Annotated in this window: 13 protein-coding genes and 2 pseudogenes; 12 read left to right on the forward strand and 3 right to left on the reverse strand. The window is 46.6% G+C overall.

All coding sequences use genetic code 11. From position 1 onward, the window contains the following. Positions 1 to 27: 27 nt before the first annotated feature. Both istA and istB read left to right on the forward strand, forming a co-directional pair. A pseudogene (gene istA / locus AM1_RS43835) lies at positions 28 to 1,080 on the forward strand (IS21-like element ISAcma26 family transposase); the annotation flags it as partial. 382 nt (positions 1,081 to 1,462) lie between these two features. After that, positions 1,463 to 2,281 carry an IS21-like element ISAcma26 family helper ATPase IstB gene (gene istB, locus AM1_RS36875; protein WP_012168214.1) on the forward strand — a complete coding sequence of 273 codons (819 nt, stop codon included), beginning with the start codon at positions 1,463 to 1,465 and terminating at the stop codon, positions 2,279 to 2,281. A gap of 178 nt (positions 2,282 to 2,459) precedes the next feature. On the opposite strand, the pseudogene AM1_RS36880 reads toward istB, so the two are convergent. Together AM1_RS36880 and mobF are read right to left on the reverse strand one after the other, a co-directional pair. After that, positions 2,460 to 3,584, reverse strand: a pseudogene (locus tag AM1_RS36880) (ISL3-like element ISAcma10 family transposase); the annotation flags it as partial. A 662-nt stretch (positions 3,585 to 4,246) separates the two neighbouring features. Then, positions 4,247 to 8,176 (reverse strand): MobF family relaxase, encoded by a 3,930-nt coding sequence (gene mobF / locus AM1_RS36885; RefSeq protein WP_012168420.1) that lies wholly within the window; start codon positions 8,174 to 8,176, stop codon positions 4,247 to 4,249. A gap of 148 nt (positions 8,177 to 8,324) precedes the next feature. Between mobF and AM1_RS38165 the strand changes: the two genes are divergently transcribed. The 8 genes from AM1_RS38165 (at position 8,325) to AM1_RS36925 (ending at position 14,146) form a co-directional block, all read left to right on the forward strand. Continuing rightward, on the forward strand, positions 8,325 to 9,566 hold the full coding sequence (locus tag AM1_RS38165) for a pentapeptide repeat-containing protein (protein WP_012168421.1): 1,242 nt from the start codon (positions 8,325 to 8,327) through the stop codon (positions 9,564 to 9,566). A 419-nt stretch (positions 9,567 to 9,985) separates the two neighbouring features. Beyond that, positions 9,986 to 11,011 (forward strand): ParM/StbA family protein, encoded by a 1,026-nt coding sequence (locus tag AM1_RS36895; RefSeq protein WP_012168422.1) that lies wholly within the window; start codon positions 9,986 to 9,988, stop codon positions 11,009 to 11,011. Then, positions 11,008 to 11,415, forward strand: a complete 408-nt coding sequence (locus tag AM1_RS36900) for a hypothetical protein (protein ID WP_012168423.1) — start codon at positions 11,008 to 11,010, stop codon at positions 11,413 to 11,415. The genes AM1_RS36895 and AM1_RS36900 overlap by 4 nt, the downstream gene beginning before the upstream one ends. Next, positions 11,402 to 12,091 (forward strand): hypothetical protein, encoded by a 690-nt coding sequence (locus tag AM1_RS36905; protein ID WP_148216143.1) that lies wholly within the window; start codon positions 11,402 to 11,404, stop codon positions 12,089 to 12,091. The genes AM1_RS36900 and AM1_RS36905 overlap by 14 nt, the downstream gene beginning before the upstream one ends. 8 nt (positions 12,092 to 12,099) lie before the next feature. Further along, entirely contained in the window at positions 12,100 to 12,366 is a 267-nt protein-coding gene (locus tag AM1_RS36910) for a hypothetical protein (RefSeq protein WP_012168425.1), read from the forward strand. A 138-nt stretch (positions 12,367 to 12,504) separates the two neighbouring features. Next, the gene (locus AM1_RS36915; protein WP_012168427.1) at positions 12,505 to 13,056 is read left to right on the forward strand and encodes a hypothetical protein; all 552 of its coding nucleotides are present in this window, start codon (positions 12,505 to 12,507) and stop codon (positions 13,054 to 13,056) included. Between the two features lie 164 nt (positions 13,057 to 13,220). Further along, a complete protein-coding gene (locus tag AM1_RS36920; protein WP_012168428.1) occupies positions 13,221 to 13,697 on the forward strand; it encodes a hypothetical protein in 477 nt (158 codons plus the stop codon). A 224-nt stretch (positions 13,698 to 13,921) separates the two neighbouring features. Further along, on the forward strand, positions 13,922 to 14,146 hold the full coding sequence (locus AM1_RS36925) for a hypothetical protein (RefSeq protein WP_012168430.1): 225 nt from the start codon (positions 13,922 to 13,924) through the stop codon (positions 14,144 to 14,146). 987 nt (positions 14,147 to 15,133) lie between these two features. Here the strand turns inward: AM1_RS36925 and AM1_RS38170 are convergent. Continuing rightward, positions 15,134 to 15,628 carry a GNAT family N-acetyltransferase gene (locus tag AM1_RS38170; RefSeq protein ID WP_012168433.1) on the reverse strand — a complete coding sequence of 165 codons (495 nt, stop codon included), beginning with the start codon at positions 15,626 to 15,628 and terminating at the stop codon, positions 15,134 to 15,136. Positions 15,629 to 15,855: 227 nt separating this feature from the next. Between AM1_RS38170 and AM1_RS36940 the strand changes: the two genes are divergently transcribed. Beyond that, positions 15,856 to 16,482, forward strand: a complete 627-nt coding sequence (locus AM1_RS36940) for a hypothetical protein (protein ID WP_041661547.1) — start codon at positions 15,856 to 15,858, stop codon at positions 16,480 to 16,482. Between the two features lie 231 nt (positions 16,483 to 16,713). After that, positions 16,714 to 17,382: a hypothetical protein gene (locus AM1_RS36945; protein WP_012168435.1), complete on the forward strand. Its 669-nt coding sequence runs from the start codon at positions 16,714 to 16,716 to the stop codon at positions 17,380 to 17,382. Positions 17,383 to 17,997 lie beyond the last annotated feature (615 nt).

The following is a 17,997-nucleotide window of genomic DNA, read 5'->3' on the forward strand; positions in this document are numbered from 1 at the left end:
ATTGATTCCTATCATACTCGTGTTTATATGAACGGAAGAGACCTCGGCTTAAAACAAGCTGATGCAGCTTACATTGCCGAAATATCTACAAGAACCGGACAACGAATTGAGGCCGGCACCCATCAACCTAATCGCGGCCGCCTTCAGGACCAACGCACCGTTCCCGACCCCTTAGCTGATGTGTGGGAAGACGAGCTAGAACCAATGCTGCGTCGAGACCCACGCCTCAAACCCATGACCCTGTATGAGTACCTGCAGGATAAGTATCCAGGCCAGTATCCCCAAGTCCTGCGGACCCTACAACGTCGGGTGAGAACGTGGAAAGCCTTACATGGACCAAGCCCTGAAGTGATGTTTGAATTGCGTCATGAACCAGGGGTACAAGGGTTCTCCGATTTTACAGAACTCAAAGGCATCACGATTACCATTGCCGGCAAACCCTTTGAGCACCTGATTTACCATTACCGTCTGGGATACAGCGGCTGGCGATATGCCCAGATCATCGAAGGAGGCGAAAGCTTTGTCGCCCTCTCAGAAGGATTGCAAAATGCCTTTGCAGCCTGTGGAGGTGTTCCTACACAGCATCGTACTGATAGTTTGAGTGCAGCCTATCGCAACATGGGCGGCCGCCGGTCCAAAAACCTCACTCGTCTGTACGACGAACTGTGTGACCACTATCGGCTAGAACCCACTCGTAACAACAAAGGTGTAGCCCATGAGAATGGCTCCATTGAATCTCCCCATGGTCATCTGAAGAACCGAATTAAGCAGGCGATCTATCTGCGCGGCAGTGCAGATTTTACGAGCGTTGCTGAGTATCAAGCCTTAATTGATGCACAGGTTGCCAAGTTGAATCAGCAGTGCCAAACCAAGTATGAGCAAGAGAAAGACCATCTACAACCACTGCCCAAATATCGAACCCCTGACTATGAAGTGCTCACGGCTAAAGTCAGCAAACGCAGCACCATCGATGTTCGCTGCATTCTATACACCGTCCCTTCTCGACTGATTGGTCGTCAATTGGAACTGCATCTATACCATGACCGGATTGTCGGCTATCTGGAGCGACACCCGGTGGTGGAATTGCCGAGGAAGCGCGTCAGTGGCAAAGGCAAACGTCGCGACCGTTGCATCAACTATCGCCATGTTATTGGTTCAATGCGATTGAAGCCTCGTGCTTTTATCTATTGCACCTGGCAATCAGACCTACTTCCCAATCCTGAATACCGCCAAATCTGGGAACAGCTCAAAGCCCAATTTGACCTGGAGCAGGCTGCCAAGATCATCGTGGAAGCCCTGTATATTGCTGCGGTTCAAGATAAAGAACAGGCCGTAGCAGTGTACTTACAGCAGCAGCTTCGCTCATCCAGCCTTACCCTCAATCGCCTGAAAAAACAGTTTGAGCCGCCTCAGATGAAGCAGGTTCCTGAACTCAGCATTGAACAACATTCACTTGAACTTTATGACAAACTCCTCCCCTCCTGCTCAGTCCCCGCTGAGCCCCTACCAGCACCTGAGCCTCTATTTAAAAAAGCTCAGGCTCTCCCACATGTTGACCCATTGGGAATCTATCGAATCCCAAGCCATGCAGGAAAACTGGTCTTATGCGGAATTCTTACTAGCCTTGTGCGAAACGGAGGCCCAACGAAGAGAACAAGCTCGTCTAAAACGTGCCCTCACCGAAGCCAGGCTCCCAAACGCAAAAAGTTTTACCAACTTTGACTTTAGCCATTGTCCCCAGCTCAATCCAGCTCCCTTGATGCAATTAGCCGCAGATCCGGGTTGGTTGGAGCGCGCCGAGAATTGCCTTATTCTGGGGCCCTCGGGTGTTGGAAAAACACATCTGGCCACTGGGGTGTCCAAAAAGATGCTGGAATTCGGTAAGCGGGTGAAGTTCTTTGCAGCCAACGCATTGGTCCAGCAACTGCAACAGGCGAAGCTCCAACTGCAGCTGCATCCAATGCTCAAAAAACTGGACCGCTATGATCTGTTGATCTTGGATGACTTGGGCTATTGCAAAAAGTCGGAAGCGGAAACGTCCGTTCTGTTTGAATTAATTGCGCATCGCTATGAACGAAAAAGTTTGTTGATTACAGCGAATCAACCCTTCAGCCAATGGGATGACATTTTCACTGATTCGATGATGGCGGTGGCTGCCATTGATCGCTTAATTCATCATGGCTTGATTATCGAAATTCAAGCCGATAGTTATCGGCGCAAATCAGCGACTCAGAGAACGGCTCAAACTCAGTCTCAACCTCAAAAATCCCAGTCCAAATAATCGAGCGATCACTGGTTGTCATTTCGATCACGGGTTGTCGTTTTGTTCTGAAGGTATCGTATGAGGTCTGAAAAAGAGCTAACGCAAAGGGAGTGTACGCCAAATAATACGGTTCAAATTTGGGGGTTGATCCGCCTTGTGGTTGTCGCGACATCGCCTATGGGGTTGACATCCAATATTCCACAAAACCACTGGTCCACCCCTCCAGGAAATAGTTGGTCATCTCGTCCATCCAATTATTGATAGTGGTCAGAAAACAATCGAATTCCTTGATGTCACTCTTGAGTACTTGTTTACACCAAGCACGGATGGCACATTTAGCTCCGTGCTTGGTGTACCTGCCCTCAAATATCTGCGTGAGTTTCTCTCGGAGGTTGTACGCCTGTTTCAGTTGTGGAGAATAAGCAAACAATCGCTCAAGGAGTTGTTGCTCTGACTCTTTCAGATTCTCTGGTCGTTTTCTAAAAGGCCACATCGCGCCTTTGATGCTGTCATACTCTTGCTTAGAGAGCTCTCGTCGTAGACGTTTGACCTCACGTTTACGAACCGTATCAGCACAATTACGATAGGCTTTGGTCACATGAAAGCGGTCAATGACAATTTTGGCTTGCGGCAATTGTTCTCGGACTGCACTGACAAATCCTTGGTACATGTCCGTACAGACGCGCTCAATGGTTTGGCGTAAATCAATGGGAATCGATTGAAGGAAATTTGCCACTGTCTGCTGTTTACGGTCGGCTAGAACTGCCAATATATCCACCCCATCCGTCGTAGGAATCGTGATCAAAACCACAAAATCACGATGGCCTCGTTTGAGAGAAATCTCATCCATCCCCATAACTTTGAGGTCTGCATATTCGCTCCAGTCAACTTGAGCGGCAATCCAACGATCAATGATTCCACTGACGATATCCTCACTAACGCCTAGTTTTCTGGCAACATCTGAGACCGTTGAATTGATCAAGATTCGCAGAAGCCAACGCTCATATGCTTTTGTATTGGGACTGCGAGGTTCGTGCCATTCTAAATGTTGAGTTGTTGTGGGATGGTCATCGCAATACTTGCATCGATAACGCTTGGGCCGAATTTCTAAGTAAACGGGGACTTCAAATAATGGCAGGTGACGAATCCGAAAAGGCTGATCATGACAATGGAGGTCAGTAATCTCACGTCCGCATTGATGACAGGTTGTTCCTTGAAGCGTACTCTCAATCTTGATGAGCCAATCCCCTCTCTCAGTCTTCGATAGCTCTAGAACTCGAATATCAGGAAGGTTGAGCGGGATGCGAATTGAGTTATCCATTACGCCATTGCTCTGAAGTACTACCTCAGATCATTCCATAGGGATGAAAAAGGAAACACACTAAATGTAGGACTGCTACACGCTAATTCCCAGAGAGCCAAAAATGTTGGCAGTTGTTGCTATTCTTCAACAGAGAAAACTTGCATAAATATTCCATGCAAAAAACGGCCAACTCTCTAACAGAAGTTGATCGACTCCCTGCACTTTACAAGTGTTGACACAGAGTATTTATATGGGGAAGCTGGAATTAATTTAATTATTATAAAAAGAAAATAAATGAAATACAAGTAAATTTTCTTAAAAAAGAATTTTAATAAATCACAGCCTAACTGGGTGGAATCTATCAGAGATACTGATCAATCGGTAGTGGGTCAAACAATGTGGGTTTGCTCAACCGATAGGGAGTTGAGTTGTTTTATTTCTCCCTGCAATGTCCTTTATGTAGTCATCCAAAGATCTAAAAACATGACAAGATCAGCTAAGGTATTCACCGCTAACGCAGCTTGCACTGTCAACAAATCTTCAAGTTAGTGGAGCTATACTCCCCGCTGTTTGCGGCGAAGAAATGTGATTGCTATCCAAATCTACGGTTTGGGAGCAAATCGTATTCCATACTTCGACTGCTTGCAGCAGGGTAGATGATTAAGGATTGCACTTGTTCACTAATACGACTGTCCGATATCAAAATTGATTTGCTCACTCTGTAATGGCGTGGGCTTTTCTTTGACAATCTGCAACTTGATCCGATTCTGCACCATTTCAGGCATCCGCTGATTGAAGTTAATCGGCTTATCCGAGTTCATCAGCTCTTCATAGATAGGTGAGACTTTGTGAATCGCCAGCAGATACAGCCGTTTCTGTTCTGGGGTGGCCGCCCGCATATGATCTGACTCTGAGATGAACCGATAGGCATCATTGAGTTCTGCATGTTCCTTGCAGTAGGCGTAAATCTCCAGGTCAACCCGCTCCTTGGGCATCTCACCTAGGCGTTTTTGGACCCGCTTGGCAATGGAATTATATTGACCTTTGTAATGGCGTTTGACTTCAGCATCCGGGGAAATTGCATTAGCAATGGCGGCATTGTAATAGCGTGGTCCCACCTTCGCGATCACATCATCCAACCCCTTGCCTAACTTCGGATTCCACGGTGCCAATTTGCAGACGACCCCCTCAGCTTGAAGCAGTTCAATGGTGCGGACCAAATCACGACGCACATTGAAGATGGCCGATAGCTTGGTATCTTGGTCAAACGCAAAGGTGATTTTCCGTCCTGGTTTGGCTAAGGCTTTGCCATACTCCGTTAGCTCTCTTTGGGGAAGTCGATTATCGAATTCATCCTTGGCTCGATATAGGGCAGTCACCCCTGGTAATCCTACCGTTAGATGACCCTGACTGAGGGAAGCCCAAGTTTTCTTGAGTCCTTCCGTCAACACAATCGGTAGGTTGTACTGATCGGCCACATACCAAACCCCCTTGGCCCGCTCCTCTGGGGTCGGACTGATGGCATTACGCTGATAAATCAGCTCTGTAATTTCATCCGGGATATGGGGCAAGAATACCTGCTGGTCAACGCCTTTGGGTGTCTCATATTTCACTTCTTCACCATCAAAGATTCGAGGCGTCTTCGGCTTTACTTGGCAATAGGAAGACGGCTGTGGGTTCCCCTCGATAACAGAGAGTAAATCAGTCCCCCCATAGCCAATCCATCCCCCACCCTCAGCAATGCGGGTATAGGCTCGTTCAGGATCATCGACCCACTTGCCATTCACTTTGTGGGTTCCATTGAGCTTTCGCTTCATCTCGTTGGTGACTTCTTGGCCTGCTCCATATTTAGGTTTGGTAAACTCAGCTCCGAGTAACGCCTCTAGCAAAACGTTGTCTCGTATTGACGGTTCAGAACTCCCTGCCTCACTTCTCAAATGCTCTGGGGTTAACAAGCTGGGATGAATGCCACTGCCCTTCATCTCCGTCCAAGTGTCCGTGTCAAGCTGCCAGGGTTTCTCCACTCCCATATAGTCTGGTGTCCAGCCTTCGTGGGGGTCGAATAGGGTCTCAATCGCATTCTCTTGGGCGTTGGAGGTGGCGACCCACTCTTTCAAGTCTTCTAGAGATTCTGTAAACACAGATATATGCTTGGTCCGATGGCGCGAAATACCGACATAGAAAGATTCTCTAGCAGAAGAGGGATTGAGACTGGCAATGTAGATCGTCTCTGAATTGGTCCCGCCTTGCGCCCGGTAAGTCGTTGTCGCCCAATCATGGTCAATTTGCTGGGGCTTACTCAAATCAAGCTGATGCAGTTGGCCTTTGTTGCCTTGAACTGTGGCGATTCCCTCTTGAATATTGATGCACTCTAAATAGGCATGGGTATAGATCCCTTCTTTCTTATTGGTTGAAGTGAATCTGAGCTGATCTCCTACGGCAATATGATTCTTCTTTGCCGTGTAGACTTCAGTTCTTTCATGTTGAGCGGGGTTAATTTTGAACTGTCTGCCCCCTGGTGACACCACTCGTAGATGCTGGCCTTCAACCGCCAAGACTTTATAAGGGACATGGGTTTGCAGTTGGGTATAGGTGCGGTGCTTACGATGGAGGATGAGTAAATCGCCTTTGCGGTAGTTCTCTGCTCGTTTCTTCTGAACTTTCGTGAGATTGCGATTCTTGAGCTGTGTGAATTCTGTGTTCTGGGTCAGCTTCCCTTCTTCGATCAGTCGAACTCTGAGTTGATCCGTGAAGGCTTCTCTCTCGGCATTGGTCCCGATTACCACTAAGGTTTTGTCTCGTCGGCTTTGGGGTAATGAGATGTACTGCTTGACTGCCGCTGAGATTTTAGTGTCAGCATCTACGACTTCATGGATGTGACCATGCTTTTCTAGGACAGAGAGCGCTTCAATGCCATGTCCTTCAGCGATGAGTTTGACTGCCGTTTTCTGCTCTTTATTCTGCTGTCTGATGATCTCACTGAGCTTATGGACAGTGGCCCCACTATGCATGAGCATTCGCACGGGTGCCCCTGCGGCGATGGCTCCGTTCTGCCCAGTGTCTCCCACGGCCCAGACCCGAGCGCCCACTTTGGCTGCTTTATTCATAACCATCTCAAAGTCTTCAGATCCCACCATGCCTGATTCATCGAGAATCCAGAGCTGGTTCGGTTCAGGGGTGGGTTCACTGACGGCAAGTTGAGCGATGGTTGCTCCCTCTAGATCAAAGGATTCAGCAATGGCATTCTTGGCATTGTGGGTGGCTGCAAAGACTTTGATGACGGTTTCAGGGGGTAGCTGCTCTCTAGCGATACCCATGGCAGTAGTCTTGCCCGTGCCTGCGAGTCCTTTGAGGATTTGGTACTGATCCGGTGAGCTGAGCAATCGCTTCATGGCTTCCGACTGACCGCTATTGAGCTGGGTATGGCTAAAGTCAGCGTTAGGGTTGAGGGGGGTAACGCTGTCATTACCTTTGAGCCAGTTATCAATGATGCGAATATCCCGATCCACTGCGGTTTGAGTGGTGTATCGTCCATCCCAGGCATCTAATAGATCGGGGTGAGTATCAATCTCTTGGTTCAGGGGCTTTTCATCAAAGCTGCGGAGGTGGGAGAAGACGAACCGCTGAATGTCTTCACGGCTGAAAGAGGATTGGCGTTCGGAGAGATGGCCGATGGCAGCATCTAGAAGTTCTCTAGGGGTTTCCTGGTTCTGGGGGGTGATCGGGTGACTGGCAGGGGTGATGCCATGGAAGCCGACTACTTGCATTTCAGTTCCCCATCGGTCCTGCTTGTCTTCAAGGCTTTCCGTGATATCTTTAGCGATCCGAGTTTCAAAGACGGCTTTCTGTCTATTCGCTGGGGTATTGCTCCAGCCTTTTACTTTGAGGTAGTCTTCGATCTCCGTGGAGCGCTTACTAAACGCTTCGATTTGCTCATCCGTTACCCCCGCTAGCTCGAATCCTGTATCTGTTTCACGGATTTCATAGCCCATCTCTTGAATTTTCAGGGCTAGCTTCTGGTGGTAGATATCACCCAGGACACCGCTTCTCGTCAACAGCTCTTTATAGAGCGCTCGAAATTCACCATCGGGACAAAGGGTGCCGTTGAATAAAACGACATGGGTATGGACATGGGGGTCACCTGCCCTGGACTCATGATGATGAACGAGGGTGGCAGCAAGACTGCCCGTTTTAATGATTTGCCGATCTCCGCTTTCCATCTTCCTGGCAGCGGCATATTGGTCTTCGATGATAGTGAGAACTTCCTTGATGGATTCCACATGGGCTTTCCAGAGTCGTTTATCTCCGTTAGGTCCGTGGATTGCCATACTCAAGGATTTGCCTGGAACCTTAAAAGTGAGGTCATAGGCTAAGCGCTCTTTGCCTTTACCTAGAACCATACCCCTCATGCGTTGACCATTAGGGAGGTCACCGTAGAACATCTTTGTGAATAGCTCAGGGGAATAGGGTTCATGGGGTGCCATGCTGCCAAACCATTCTGATTCAGTCATTTCTTGGACTTCTTCATTCTGGCTGTAGTAGCTCTCTTCTTTGGTGTAGTAGCGGGCACCGTCCTTGATGTTGGAGCTGATGGTGGTGATGTCTAGCATTTCCCTAGTCCCAAGAAATGGAGGTTCCAAGTAGAGGATAGGCAGAATGCTATGTGAAGCCCAAATGGAGAAGAGCTAGTAATTGGCAATATGGTTAACGCGCAGAACTACACTGCTAGTATTTTGTTGTTAACGACTGGCTTTTGTGATGGCGAATGAGGAACAGCTTTCTTTGCTCAAGCAGGGGGTTGAAGCGTGGAATAGTTGGCGAGAGGAGAATCTTGATGTTGAGATAGACCTCAGCAGTGCCGACCTCCGCAATGCCGACCTCCGCGATGCCGACCTCCGCGATGCCGACCTCTTCAATGCCGACCTCTTCAATGCCAGCCTCAGCAATGCCAGCCTCAGCGGTGCCGACCTCACCAATGCCAACCTCCGCGATGCCAGCCTCAGTAATGCCGACCTCAGCAAGGCCAACCTCAGATTTGCCAGCCTCAGATATGCCGACCTCAGCAAGGCCAACCTCAGCAATGCCAGCCTCTATGAAGCCAAACTCTTTGGAGCCAACCTCAGCAATGCCGACCTCAGACTTAGCAAAGCAATAAGAACCAACTTCATGGACGCTGACTTATCAGGAACTTGCATTACAGACTGGCATATTATCCGTGGAACTAACTTTGAATGTGTTAAATGTAGCTACATTTACCTTGGTTATAATTTAGAACAAGAGAAATTCACTGATCGGCTACCAGTAAACCCTGATCAAGAATTCAAGCCAGGGGAATTTGAAGAGTGGATCAAAGACAGTGCTGAAGCCCAACAAACTATTGATCTAACCTTTACTGAGGGTATTGACTGGCAAGCTTTCTCTCAATCCTTGCAAGGAGTTCGTCAGAAATATCCTGACAGTGGAGTTGGCCTACAAGCAATAGAAGAGAAGGGTACAGCATTTGTAATTCGGCTGAAGACATCACTAGATGCAGACCAAGGTGTAATTAAATCATCGCAGAAAGAACTGTATGAGACACAGCTACAGCTCCGTGAAGCCCAAGGAGAAAATAGAGTTTTACGAGAAATGTCAGAAGTCCTCGAAAAACTGGCAAGTCGGCCAACAACAAATGTTGACTTCAATAGAGAAACACAAGGTTCTGATAAGTCAAATCTCCTCATGACTTTCTTGTCATGGTTTCAGAATGGTCAAGCGATCATTGCGATCATTGCTTTGGTACTTGGAGTAGCATCAACCTATTTCATCCCCAAAATGTTTCCCAATGGTTTCCCACCTGTTAATTCTGATCCTCAACCGGAAGTGATCCAAAGCGCACCAAGTTCACCAAGAACTGAAATTGGGATTGGAAAGAGGATGGCTCAGCAGGTGCATCAATTTCTACTAACTAGTGAACAGGCAGATCGTCACGTAAATGCTGAGTCCTTGAAGCTAAATCAGTAAAATAATTCTTGTAACACAAAAGTTTCAAATACACTACAAATTTGTAGTGTAAAAGTTTCAAACGTGTTACAAAAAACCAGAAAAACTGCGTTTGCCCTCAAAGTTGGTACAAACCCAAGTGATGGCGGTTAGCCGTATCCGGGTGGACTCCCCCCACAGAAGCCTCCAAAAGCCCTCTTAAACCCTCTCCCCGTATAGGTTTCTTGCAGGTTGGGTACCAGAAGGGTACCACAGGGGTGCCAGCCGGGTACCAGCAGGGTACCAACAGGGCAACGTTAGGGTACCAAGGCCAACCAACAGGGTACCACTAGGGCAACGCTTGGGTACCAGAAGGGTACCAAAATCCAAAAGGCCGATTTGGCACTTTTCATGGACCTTGCCTATGTTCCCAAAAGAGCCATCTTTTTGGAGCAAGTTTTATGGAAACTGAATCAATCGAAGCGATCGTGATCGACCTGGGGACATCCCTCACGAAAGTTCTGTACTACCAACAGGGGCAATATCACTTCTTTGCTCAATCGAGTTCCGTCCTAGAGCTAGACCATCGCAAGTATCAACAACATGCAGCTCACCCCCAGACCAAGACCCATGCCATCTGGACTGAAGGGGCGGGCTATCTCGTGGGGCGAGGGGCCTCTCAACCCTATGAAGAAGTGGACCTCTCTCAAACCAAAGCCACTTCAGCCATCGCTAAGGTACTCGCCGCAATCGGAGAAATCAAAGACCGGGTGAACAGTGACAAGGCCATCAAACTGGAGAACGTCATCCTGTTGCTTCCCCTCAAAGAACGCAAAGAATATGAAACCCTAAAGACTGCCATCGTTAAAGCACTCTATGGATTTGGGTTCAACGGCAAGACCACAAAGTTTTGGGTCGGACGGTTCAATATCCAATATGAGGGGTATGGCATCACCACGATTTCAACGGAAGAACGAGCAGCCTTCGCAGTCTTTGGTCAGAAAGATTTGACCATTGGGGCCATGAATCAGGGAGACTTAACCCCAAATATGAGTCAAACCCTCGTGGGTTGGGGCATGTCCAAAGTCCTTGAAGAAGTGCAATACACCTTTGAGTCGGATGTGTATGGGGCCAAGTGCGTCTACTCCTATAACCAACGCCGCACCAACCTCAAGAAACTGATTCCCGCCGAGAAAGTTGAATTTGTCTCCGCTTCCATAGACCGGGCGTTGTCTTCGTCCTGGTATCAAATTGAGCGTAAATTGGATTCCTCCCAAGCCCTGATGGATGCCGTCACCATCTACGTCACCGGGGGCAGTTCTCAGCTCTGGCGCAAACAGCTCAAAGGGGTCTATGGTCGGCGGCTGAATTGCCTAGATGGCATCGCGAGAGAAATCGCAGAGACATTCCCCCAATTGGACAAAGACCCCATGATTCTGAGAATGGCTGATGCCTATCTGACGATTAGAGGAATGGTGGCCGCATGAGCAATCGCAAAACCTTGAACCTCAATTTCAGCACCAGGCCAACCACTCGATTAGCGGCAACGATTGACACGATGAATGAGCTGTATGGCACAGACATCAAAGCAGCGACCGCTAACTTGCTGGAATACATGATGGCTCCAATGACTGCGGCGCTATCAGGTGCATCCAGAAGCGAAGTTGACGCCTTGATTGCGAAATCCTTGGCTCGGGCGAGATTGCATCTTGAATCGGCCCGTTTGCATCTGCCCTGTGATGAGCTTCCAGAAAAAGTTGCAGAACCATTTGCCGCTCAAGAGGCATCTTGCCTATCCTCCCCACAAGAAGACTCTTCACCACCACCACTAGATGAAGATGAAGAGTTTGATTACAGCAAACCCATTGGAGTATTTGATGATGATTACTAGTGAAATCTTAGACCTACTGAAAGTTGATGATGCTGAACTAGAAGAGATTCTGGAAGCTTGTGACTGGACGGGTACCACTGAGTTCACAGATGAGCAATCTGAGACCTTGCTGGTGATGAAAGCTCTCCATGATGAGAAGGGGCATGACTATATTGATGCGTACCTTCGCAGCATCGGCCAGAGACTACAAGTGAATGACACACTGTTCAATGAAATTTATGCCGCCATAGAAGCAGCGAATGGATTTCTGATTGACTACCGGGAGCGGTTTGAGGAGATTTGCCAACTGGTGAATGATTGTATTTCTCCCGCTGAAGCCATCATCCCCCCTCAGCCCGTGGTCGAGGATACGCCCCCAGAGGTCAAGAATGAGGCTGATCCTGAATCAGTCCAGATGGATAGATTCATTGATGAGCAGGCGAACGCTGCCATTGCGACCACGATCTCTCAAATCAAAGGGTTTGCAGATCTGGCCTATGAGGAACAGGAACGACTGAAGACTCTATTTATGACCAAGTATCGCCAGGGCTTAGCGAAGGAACTCCTTTCCGAGGAATTCAAAGCTGAATTTATGGCACGGATGACCGCTAGCTTGGAGGGCAAGGGAGAAGAAAAAAAGCAGGGAGAACTCACTGGAGTAAAGAACCCTACGCCATTGTTGTCCAGCAGCAACTAACGGCCCGGATGGATGGCCTGCTTGCAGAAAACGAGAAGGCTATCAAACAGCGCATTGTTGATTTAAAGCTCAAAGACAAGGAAATCAGTCAGCTTGAAAAGCTCCAGCGCATTAAGCGGACTGAGAGGGAAATTAAACGGGAAGGGACATGGTTCAAAGTCGCGTTTATTGGCATCGGTATTCTCATTGGCGTCCCCGTTGGGGGCTTCCTCAATCACTTAGCTGGGCAGAATGCGGCTGTGTCTTCGCCCATTGAGCAGGTTTCAGGGAAGTGATTTCGGGGGTGGTGTTGGGGTTTGCGATCGCAAATCCTGATACCAATACCCCCAAATCACACCTATTAAATACACTGAGCTTTTCACTTTTTCAGTTTCTAGAGAGATTCTATATTGCCTAACTATTGAGGATTAATCATGTTCTTTTTTGCCTCTACAAGCCTGGTTTTTGGTCTTATGTCAATGGGTTTTTGCGGGTGGGCTATGAGGAACAATGCAGCTTACAAAAAGATTGATATCCAACTATTGGGCCTTATGCTTTCCGTGGTTTGCTCCAGTTCCCTTGGAATCGTAGCGGTTCTGTACCCCTACCTCGATAGCAGTGGCAGCGTAGCGGTCAAGCAGGAATTAATAGGGGAGATAGAACCAAACGACTCATCTGAGAGTTTGCCACTGTACTTGGATGTGTTGAACAAAACAGCTAGCCAAAAATTCGGTGATGAGCTTGTAACTTTATTCCAAGAGCCAAGCAGGTATGTCATTGTCAAAAAAAACGGACTTTTAAAGTCTGAGAAATCTAAAGACTTAAATACACTGGCACAATCTGATTGCGATCAAATTCTTGAGATTGCTGGTAGTAAACGAATTTATATTCGCTATATAGACGTTGGAGCAGCATCAATAAAAGATTTCGATTGTGATCTCTTGGCAGAGCTAGAGCGTAATCTCCCCATGAAACTGAGGCGTTAGCTTTTGATGCTGCTCTGCTTTATGCGATGGTTGTCGCTTGCTATCCGTAGGATTTCGAGCATCGCACTCTGATACCAACCCCCAACATCACACCTATTAATTCACCCAGTCTTTCAGCTTTTCAGATTCTCGACGGATTTTGTGTTACTTAATTGGTTGCAATTATGAACAATAAATTTCTCAACGGTTTTTTCAGGTGCAGCCTTATTGTTGCAGGGATTAGTGTATGTCAGTGGTTTAATCCAGTTAATCGCCAACCTTCAAAAGATGCATCAGTTAAGCATCGTACTCCAGCTTTATCAGAACGGGATGAGATTGGTCGATTGAAACGGGCCATTAATATCAATGGCAAAGATAAACTGGGTGATCAATTCATTGGCGCTTCAAGGGTGAAGGACCGTATTGAGATATGGAAACAGACCGACCTGATTAGATCTGGGAATCCCAAAAGCCTAAATGCTCTTGCAAAGTCTGATTGCGACAAAGCTCTTAGGATTTTTGGGATTGGTCCGGTCAATATGTTCTCTTTTGATCCAATCGATATTGAATATTTCGATGAGCAGGCACCTGATGCGAAGCGGTTTCGGTGTGATCAAATGGCAGCGCTAGAACGTGAGAGCTACATCAGGCCAAAGGAATAACTTTCAGAATCTCTATGGATTTTGTGTTGCCAAACTCAATTTCTCACTCATCCACCCAAACCAAAACTCAGTCTTTTGAAATCCCTACAGAATCTATATTACCTAGGCAATTTTTACTCAACCATTCATGAACAAATACCCGACAACAATAAAACGACCTCCCCGATCTTCCAGTCCAAGAGGTCGTTACCAATCCTTTCCCTAAATTATAACGAGGTCACCCAATGACGACTAACCCCTTTTTCGGCTACTACGAGCAAATCTGGATCGACTACCAGACCGACTATGGCCAGCACCCAGACCCATGCACAAGACTGCCATCAGACCAAATCTTAGACCGGGTTTCGTCCTGGCTGGCTGAGTTTAACCCGCTGCTTCCACCTGAGTCTCAGCTATCTGAGAGTATCCAGGTGGGCATTGTCCAGCGATTTTATGGGTGGCAGCTATGACAAATACTCAAAACCATGATGACTCTTCAGGTTGGGAGGGGGAGAGTTTTACAATTGCATGTATTGATGATGTGCCGTTTTGAGTATTGGGGTTCGTACTGCAGGGATGCGATCGCAACTCGATACTAAAATCCTCGACATTGCACCTAGTTATATGCCTTTATATTCTCAAAATCCGCAGAGAATCTGTATTGCCTAACCTATTATTGAATTTTCCTGTAAAGAATTAATGCTTGAACTCATGCATATAGCTGGCATTTATGGTGGCTTGTGCCTATATACTTTGTTTCTCGGTGTGATATGCCAAATCCAAACCCCAAACATGCTCACTTGAAACCCCAGCCCAGAGCTGATAATTCAACGGGTAAGTTATCTAAATCAATTAGTATTCGTTTGGAGCAAGACGTTTATGAATCGCTCTCCAAGAAGTATTCCGGTAGTGGAGAACTCAGAGCTTGGCTAAGGAAAGTTACGAGAGAGGCCGCAGAAAAAGAAGGGCTGTTATAGGGTAAGGAATGATGAATTTCTTTTCTAGGAAAAAAGAGCCGACCTTTGAAAACTCAATATTTCATTCCATAGAATTCTGCAAGAGAGGGGATGGCTATACTTATTTTTTCCGCTTTTTTGATCCGATCGCAAATGAATATCTAGTATCTAGAGTCCACCGTTTAGTGCCATTTGAGATCGATGTTTTGCTACAAGAACAGCTGGGTAAACAAGTTCTATCCTGTGATTTCCTTGAGGGTGGTTCTGTATTTCATTTTGAAGGCTACACGTTGAAATTGGGCAGTACGGAATTAAGCCAGAATTGAGAGATCGCACTCCTGATACCAATCCCAAAACCCGCACCCATCCCGCAAGATTCCGACAATGCAGCATTCCCAAGTAAAGGCAGGGAGCAGAGCAAAGCCATTGCTTTGCGAGAGCGACATTGCCGATCTGAGGTACGCTACACTCTTGCTCGTTTCGGGGGTGCCCACTTCCGCATCATCTCAGCCTGATCCTCGATCCAATACCAGCCCCCGGAACCTGCCCAGCGGCGAGCGTCTTCTCTTCTTTTAGCATCGTCACCGATAGACCCGCATTGCCATTCTCAAACTGCTCGGAGACTTCCCGCCAACCTAGCTCCCGGTAAAACCTTGCAGAGCTGACCCTAGCGTTAGACCAAATCGGCCTTGCTTGATTGGACTCTTGCAAATCCTCAAGCAAGTATCGGATCAGTCCTGTGCCAATGCCCTGATTTCTCCAGCCTGGAGCTGTCGCCATTGCTCTAAGTCGCCACGCAGGTTCTCCGTGCCAGGTTGAGGGAATGAGGGTAGCGCAGCAGATGATTTCTCCATGCTGGTGTATTGCCCCATAATGACGGGTTTCCTGGTCTTGGTCTTCTGCAAAGATGACCTCAGCGATAGGCAAACCTGGCCGTAAAACTTGGTGGCGAAGTTTGAGGATATGATCTGCGGTCGTCCTGGTGAGGGTGATCATGGTGGGTGGGGTTGCGATTCTCGGAGAGCAGTCTAAGTCTTACTGACAGCAAGCAACAGCCATCATAAATTTTGATGCTAATTTCTTGGACCTCATACCTAAAATTTCGGATTGAGACCAATACTATAATTTTCAAAATCTGCCGAGATTCTGAGTTGCCTATCTCAATCACAAGACCTGAGAATTATAATGTTTGAGCAGCAATCTTCAATTGAGTGGAGTGTTTGATGCAAAAAACACTAAGGATAATAGCTATACATTCGAGCATAGCAATGGCTTTGATGATTCCGCCAAAATGCTTGGTTTCTTCTGCAGCAACTTTAACGACACTTGATCCATCTGATTTTTCTGGAGAACCCCAAATTACTTTTGATGCTCTGCCTAATCAGACTTCACTGAATGGAAGGGTAATCAATGGGGTCAGATTTAGCTTTGGAATCGGAACAAGTCCAGGTACAGATGCTCCATTTCAAGGAGTGGGGAGTGTAGAGTATGGCTTTCAATTTAGTAGACAAAGACATATCACTTCTCCCTATGTTAATTTTGCAGGGCCTTTGATTTTGCAATTCCCCAAGAAATTAACGCAGTTTGGTTACGGCTTTGCGATAGGTACTAATAGCGATGTTATCCCTTCCCTTACAACTGTTGAGCTTTTTAAAGGGACAACATCTTTAGGATCTTTAAGTTTCGATGGGAGACGGGATGGACCAAATATCTTCGGAAGCACTAACGGAGGTTTTGCAGGAGTTGCAAGCGATATTCCTTTTGATAGAGCAAAAATTAAGATAAATGCTCTTTCTCCATATGCTGTAGATAATATTCGCTATGTTTCAGTACCTTTCAAAGGTTTGTGAATAGAGTTTGAACAACTGGGTGTGCTGAAAGATAACGTTTCAGTTTTGGGGCAGCTTGGGTAATACTTTTCCTTTAATGTGAGTCTTTGAGAAGCATAAATAGGAAGAATTCTATTGATAATATACGAACACCTACCTTGTTGGGTGGATCAATAATCCAGATTCAATGAATAGCTTTTTATAAAATTCAAAGAATCTGTTAGCTCATATTTACAGGGGGGAAATAAGGTTATGATTTGGCGATCAAGATTGCTATTACTCACTTTTAGCAGTATTGTCTTAACTGGCAATATTCAGCTTCAATCAGTCAGAGCCGCCAACATTAAATATGACTTCACAGTAGATTTTCCACCATTACCTTTCCGACAGCCTTTGCAAGGCCAGAAAGGAGCTGGATTTCTTACCATAGATGATACTTCTCAGCCGATTTTCTCAGATACTAGGAGTGGTATTCCTCTTGATTTTTATGAAGTTGAGCAGCTAAATTTTAGTCTTCTAGGACAAACATTTACCAAGCAGGATGACATAGCAGCCAATAGACCATTACAACGCTTTCCACTTGTCGCGTTTCAAGGTGAACGACTTCAAGGTCTTGACTTTGCTGTAAACCGAAAAAGTCGAACAGGGCTTGGATTCATATTTCAAGTGGACACTTTAAGTTTGTCAGATGAATTTTTCTCACCCTCAGATGGAGATTTTACTGGTAATATCGGCGCTATTGTAGGTCCTGGTTTTTCAAGGAGTATTGTTGCTGCTCAAGGTTCTGGACTATCACTTGGGCGCGTAAAATTTAGGCGAGTTCCTCTAGATGATGGTGCCGTAAGCATTGTTTTAAGTATCTTCCTAAGTTCCCTGATCGTTGTATATAGGCAACGTAAACAACAACAACCATTACCCTGATACGCCATGCAACTTCCTCGTGCCAGGTCGAGGAAATGAGGGTGACGCAGCAAATGATTTCTCCCTGCTGGTTTAATCCCCCATAATGCCGGGTTTCATTGTCCTGGTCTTCTGCAAAGATGACCTGTCCATTATTTCTTTGTGTGCACAGCTTTAAGGAATTAGATGAACAATTTATGAATTTGCGTTGTTTCGATAATTAGCAGATAAAGAAAATAAAAATCTCCAGTTTTAAAGTTTTATATGCACAGCTCCTTAATTTTTCATACCTAAATGAAAGGAACGTCAGCTCTTTCAACCCCTAGTACTTGTTGACAGCCATTGCAAAAATTACTGAAGTTAATCCAATCAATCCAAAAGAATCAGACTTTGACTTGGCCTTGAGGTTCTGGGGTTCCCCCTTGCTCGGGGGCAATTTAGTAGCTGCCACGACAGGTTTATCCTGTATTCTCAAACTAGACGCGGTGGCCTAGTTTAAGAACATTGCTCCCGGCATAAGGTGCGACCTTACCACCACACTCAGACAAGTCCGAGTAGAAGCGGACAACTACTTGCATGTGAACACGAACATTTGTGAAACACATGGGCACTGGAAAGTAATGAAACTGGACCTTC

Source organism: Acaryochloris marina MBIC11017, from assembly GCF_000018105.1.
GTDB lineage: Bacteria > Cyanobacteriota > Cyanobacteriia > Thermosynechococcales > Thermosynechococcaceae > Acaryochloris > Acaryochloris marina.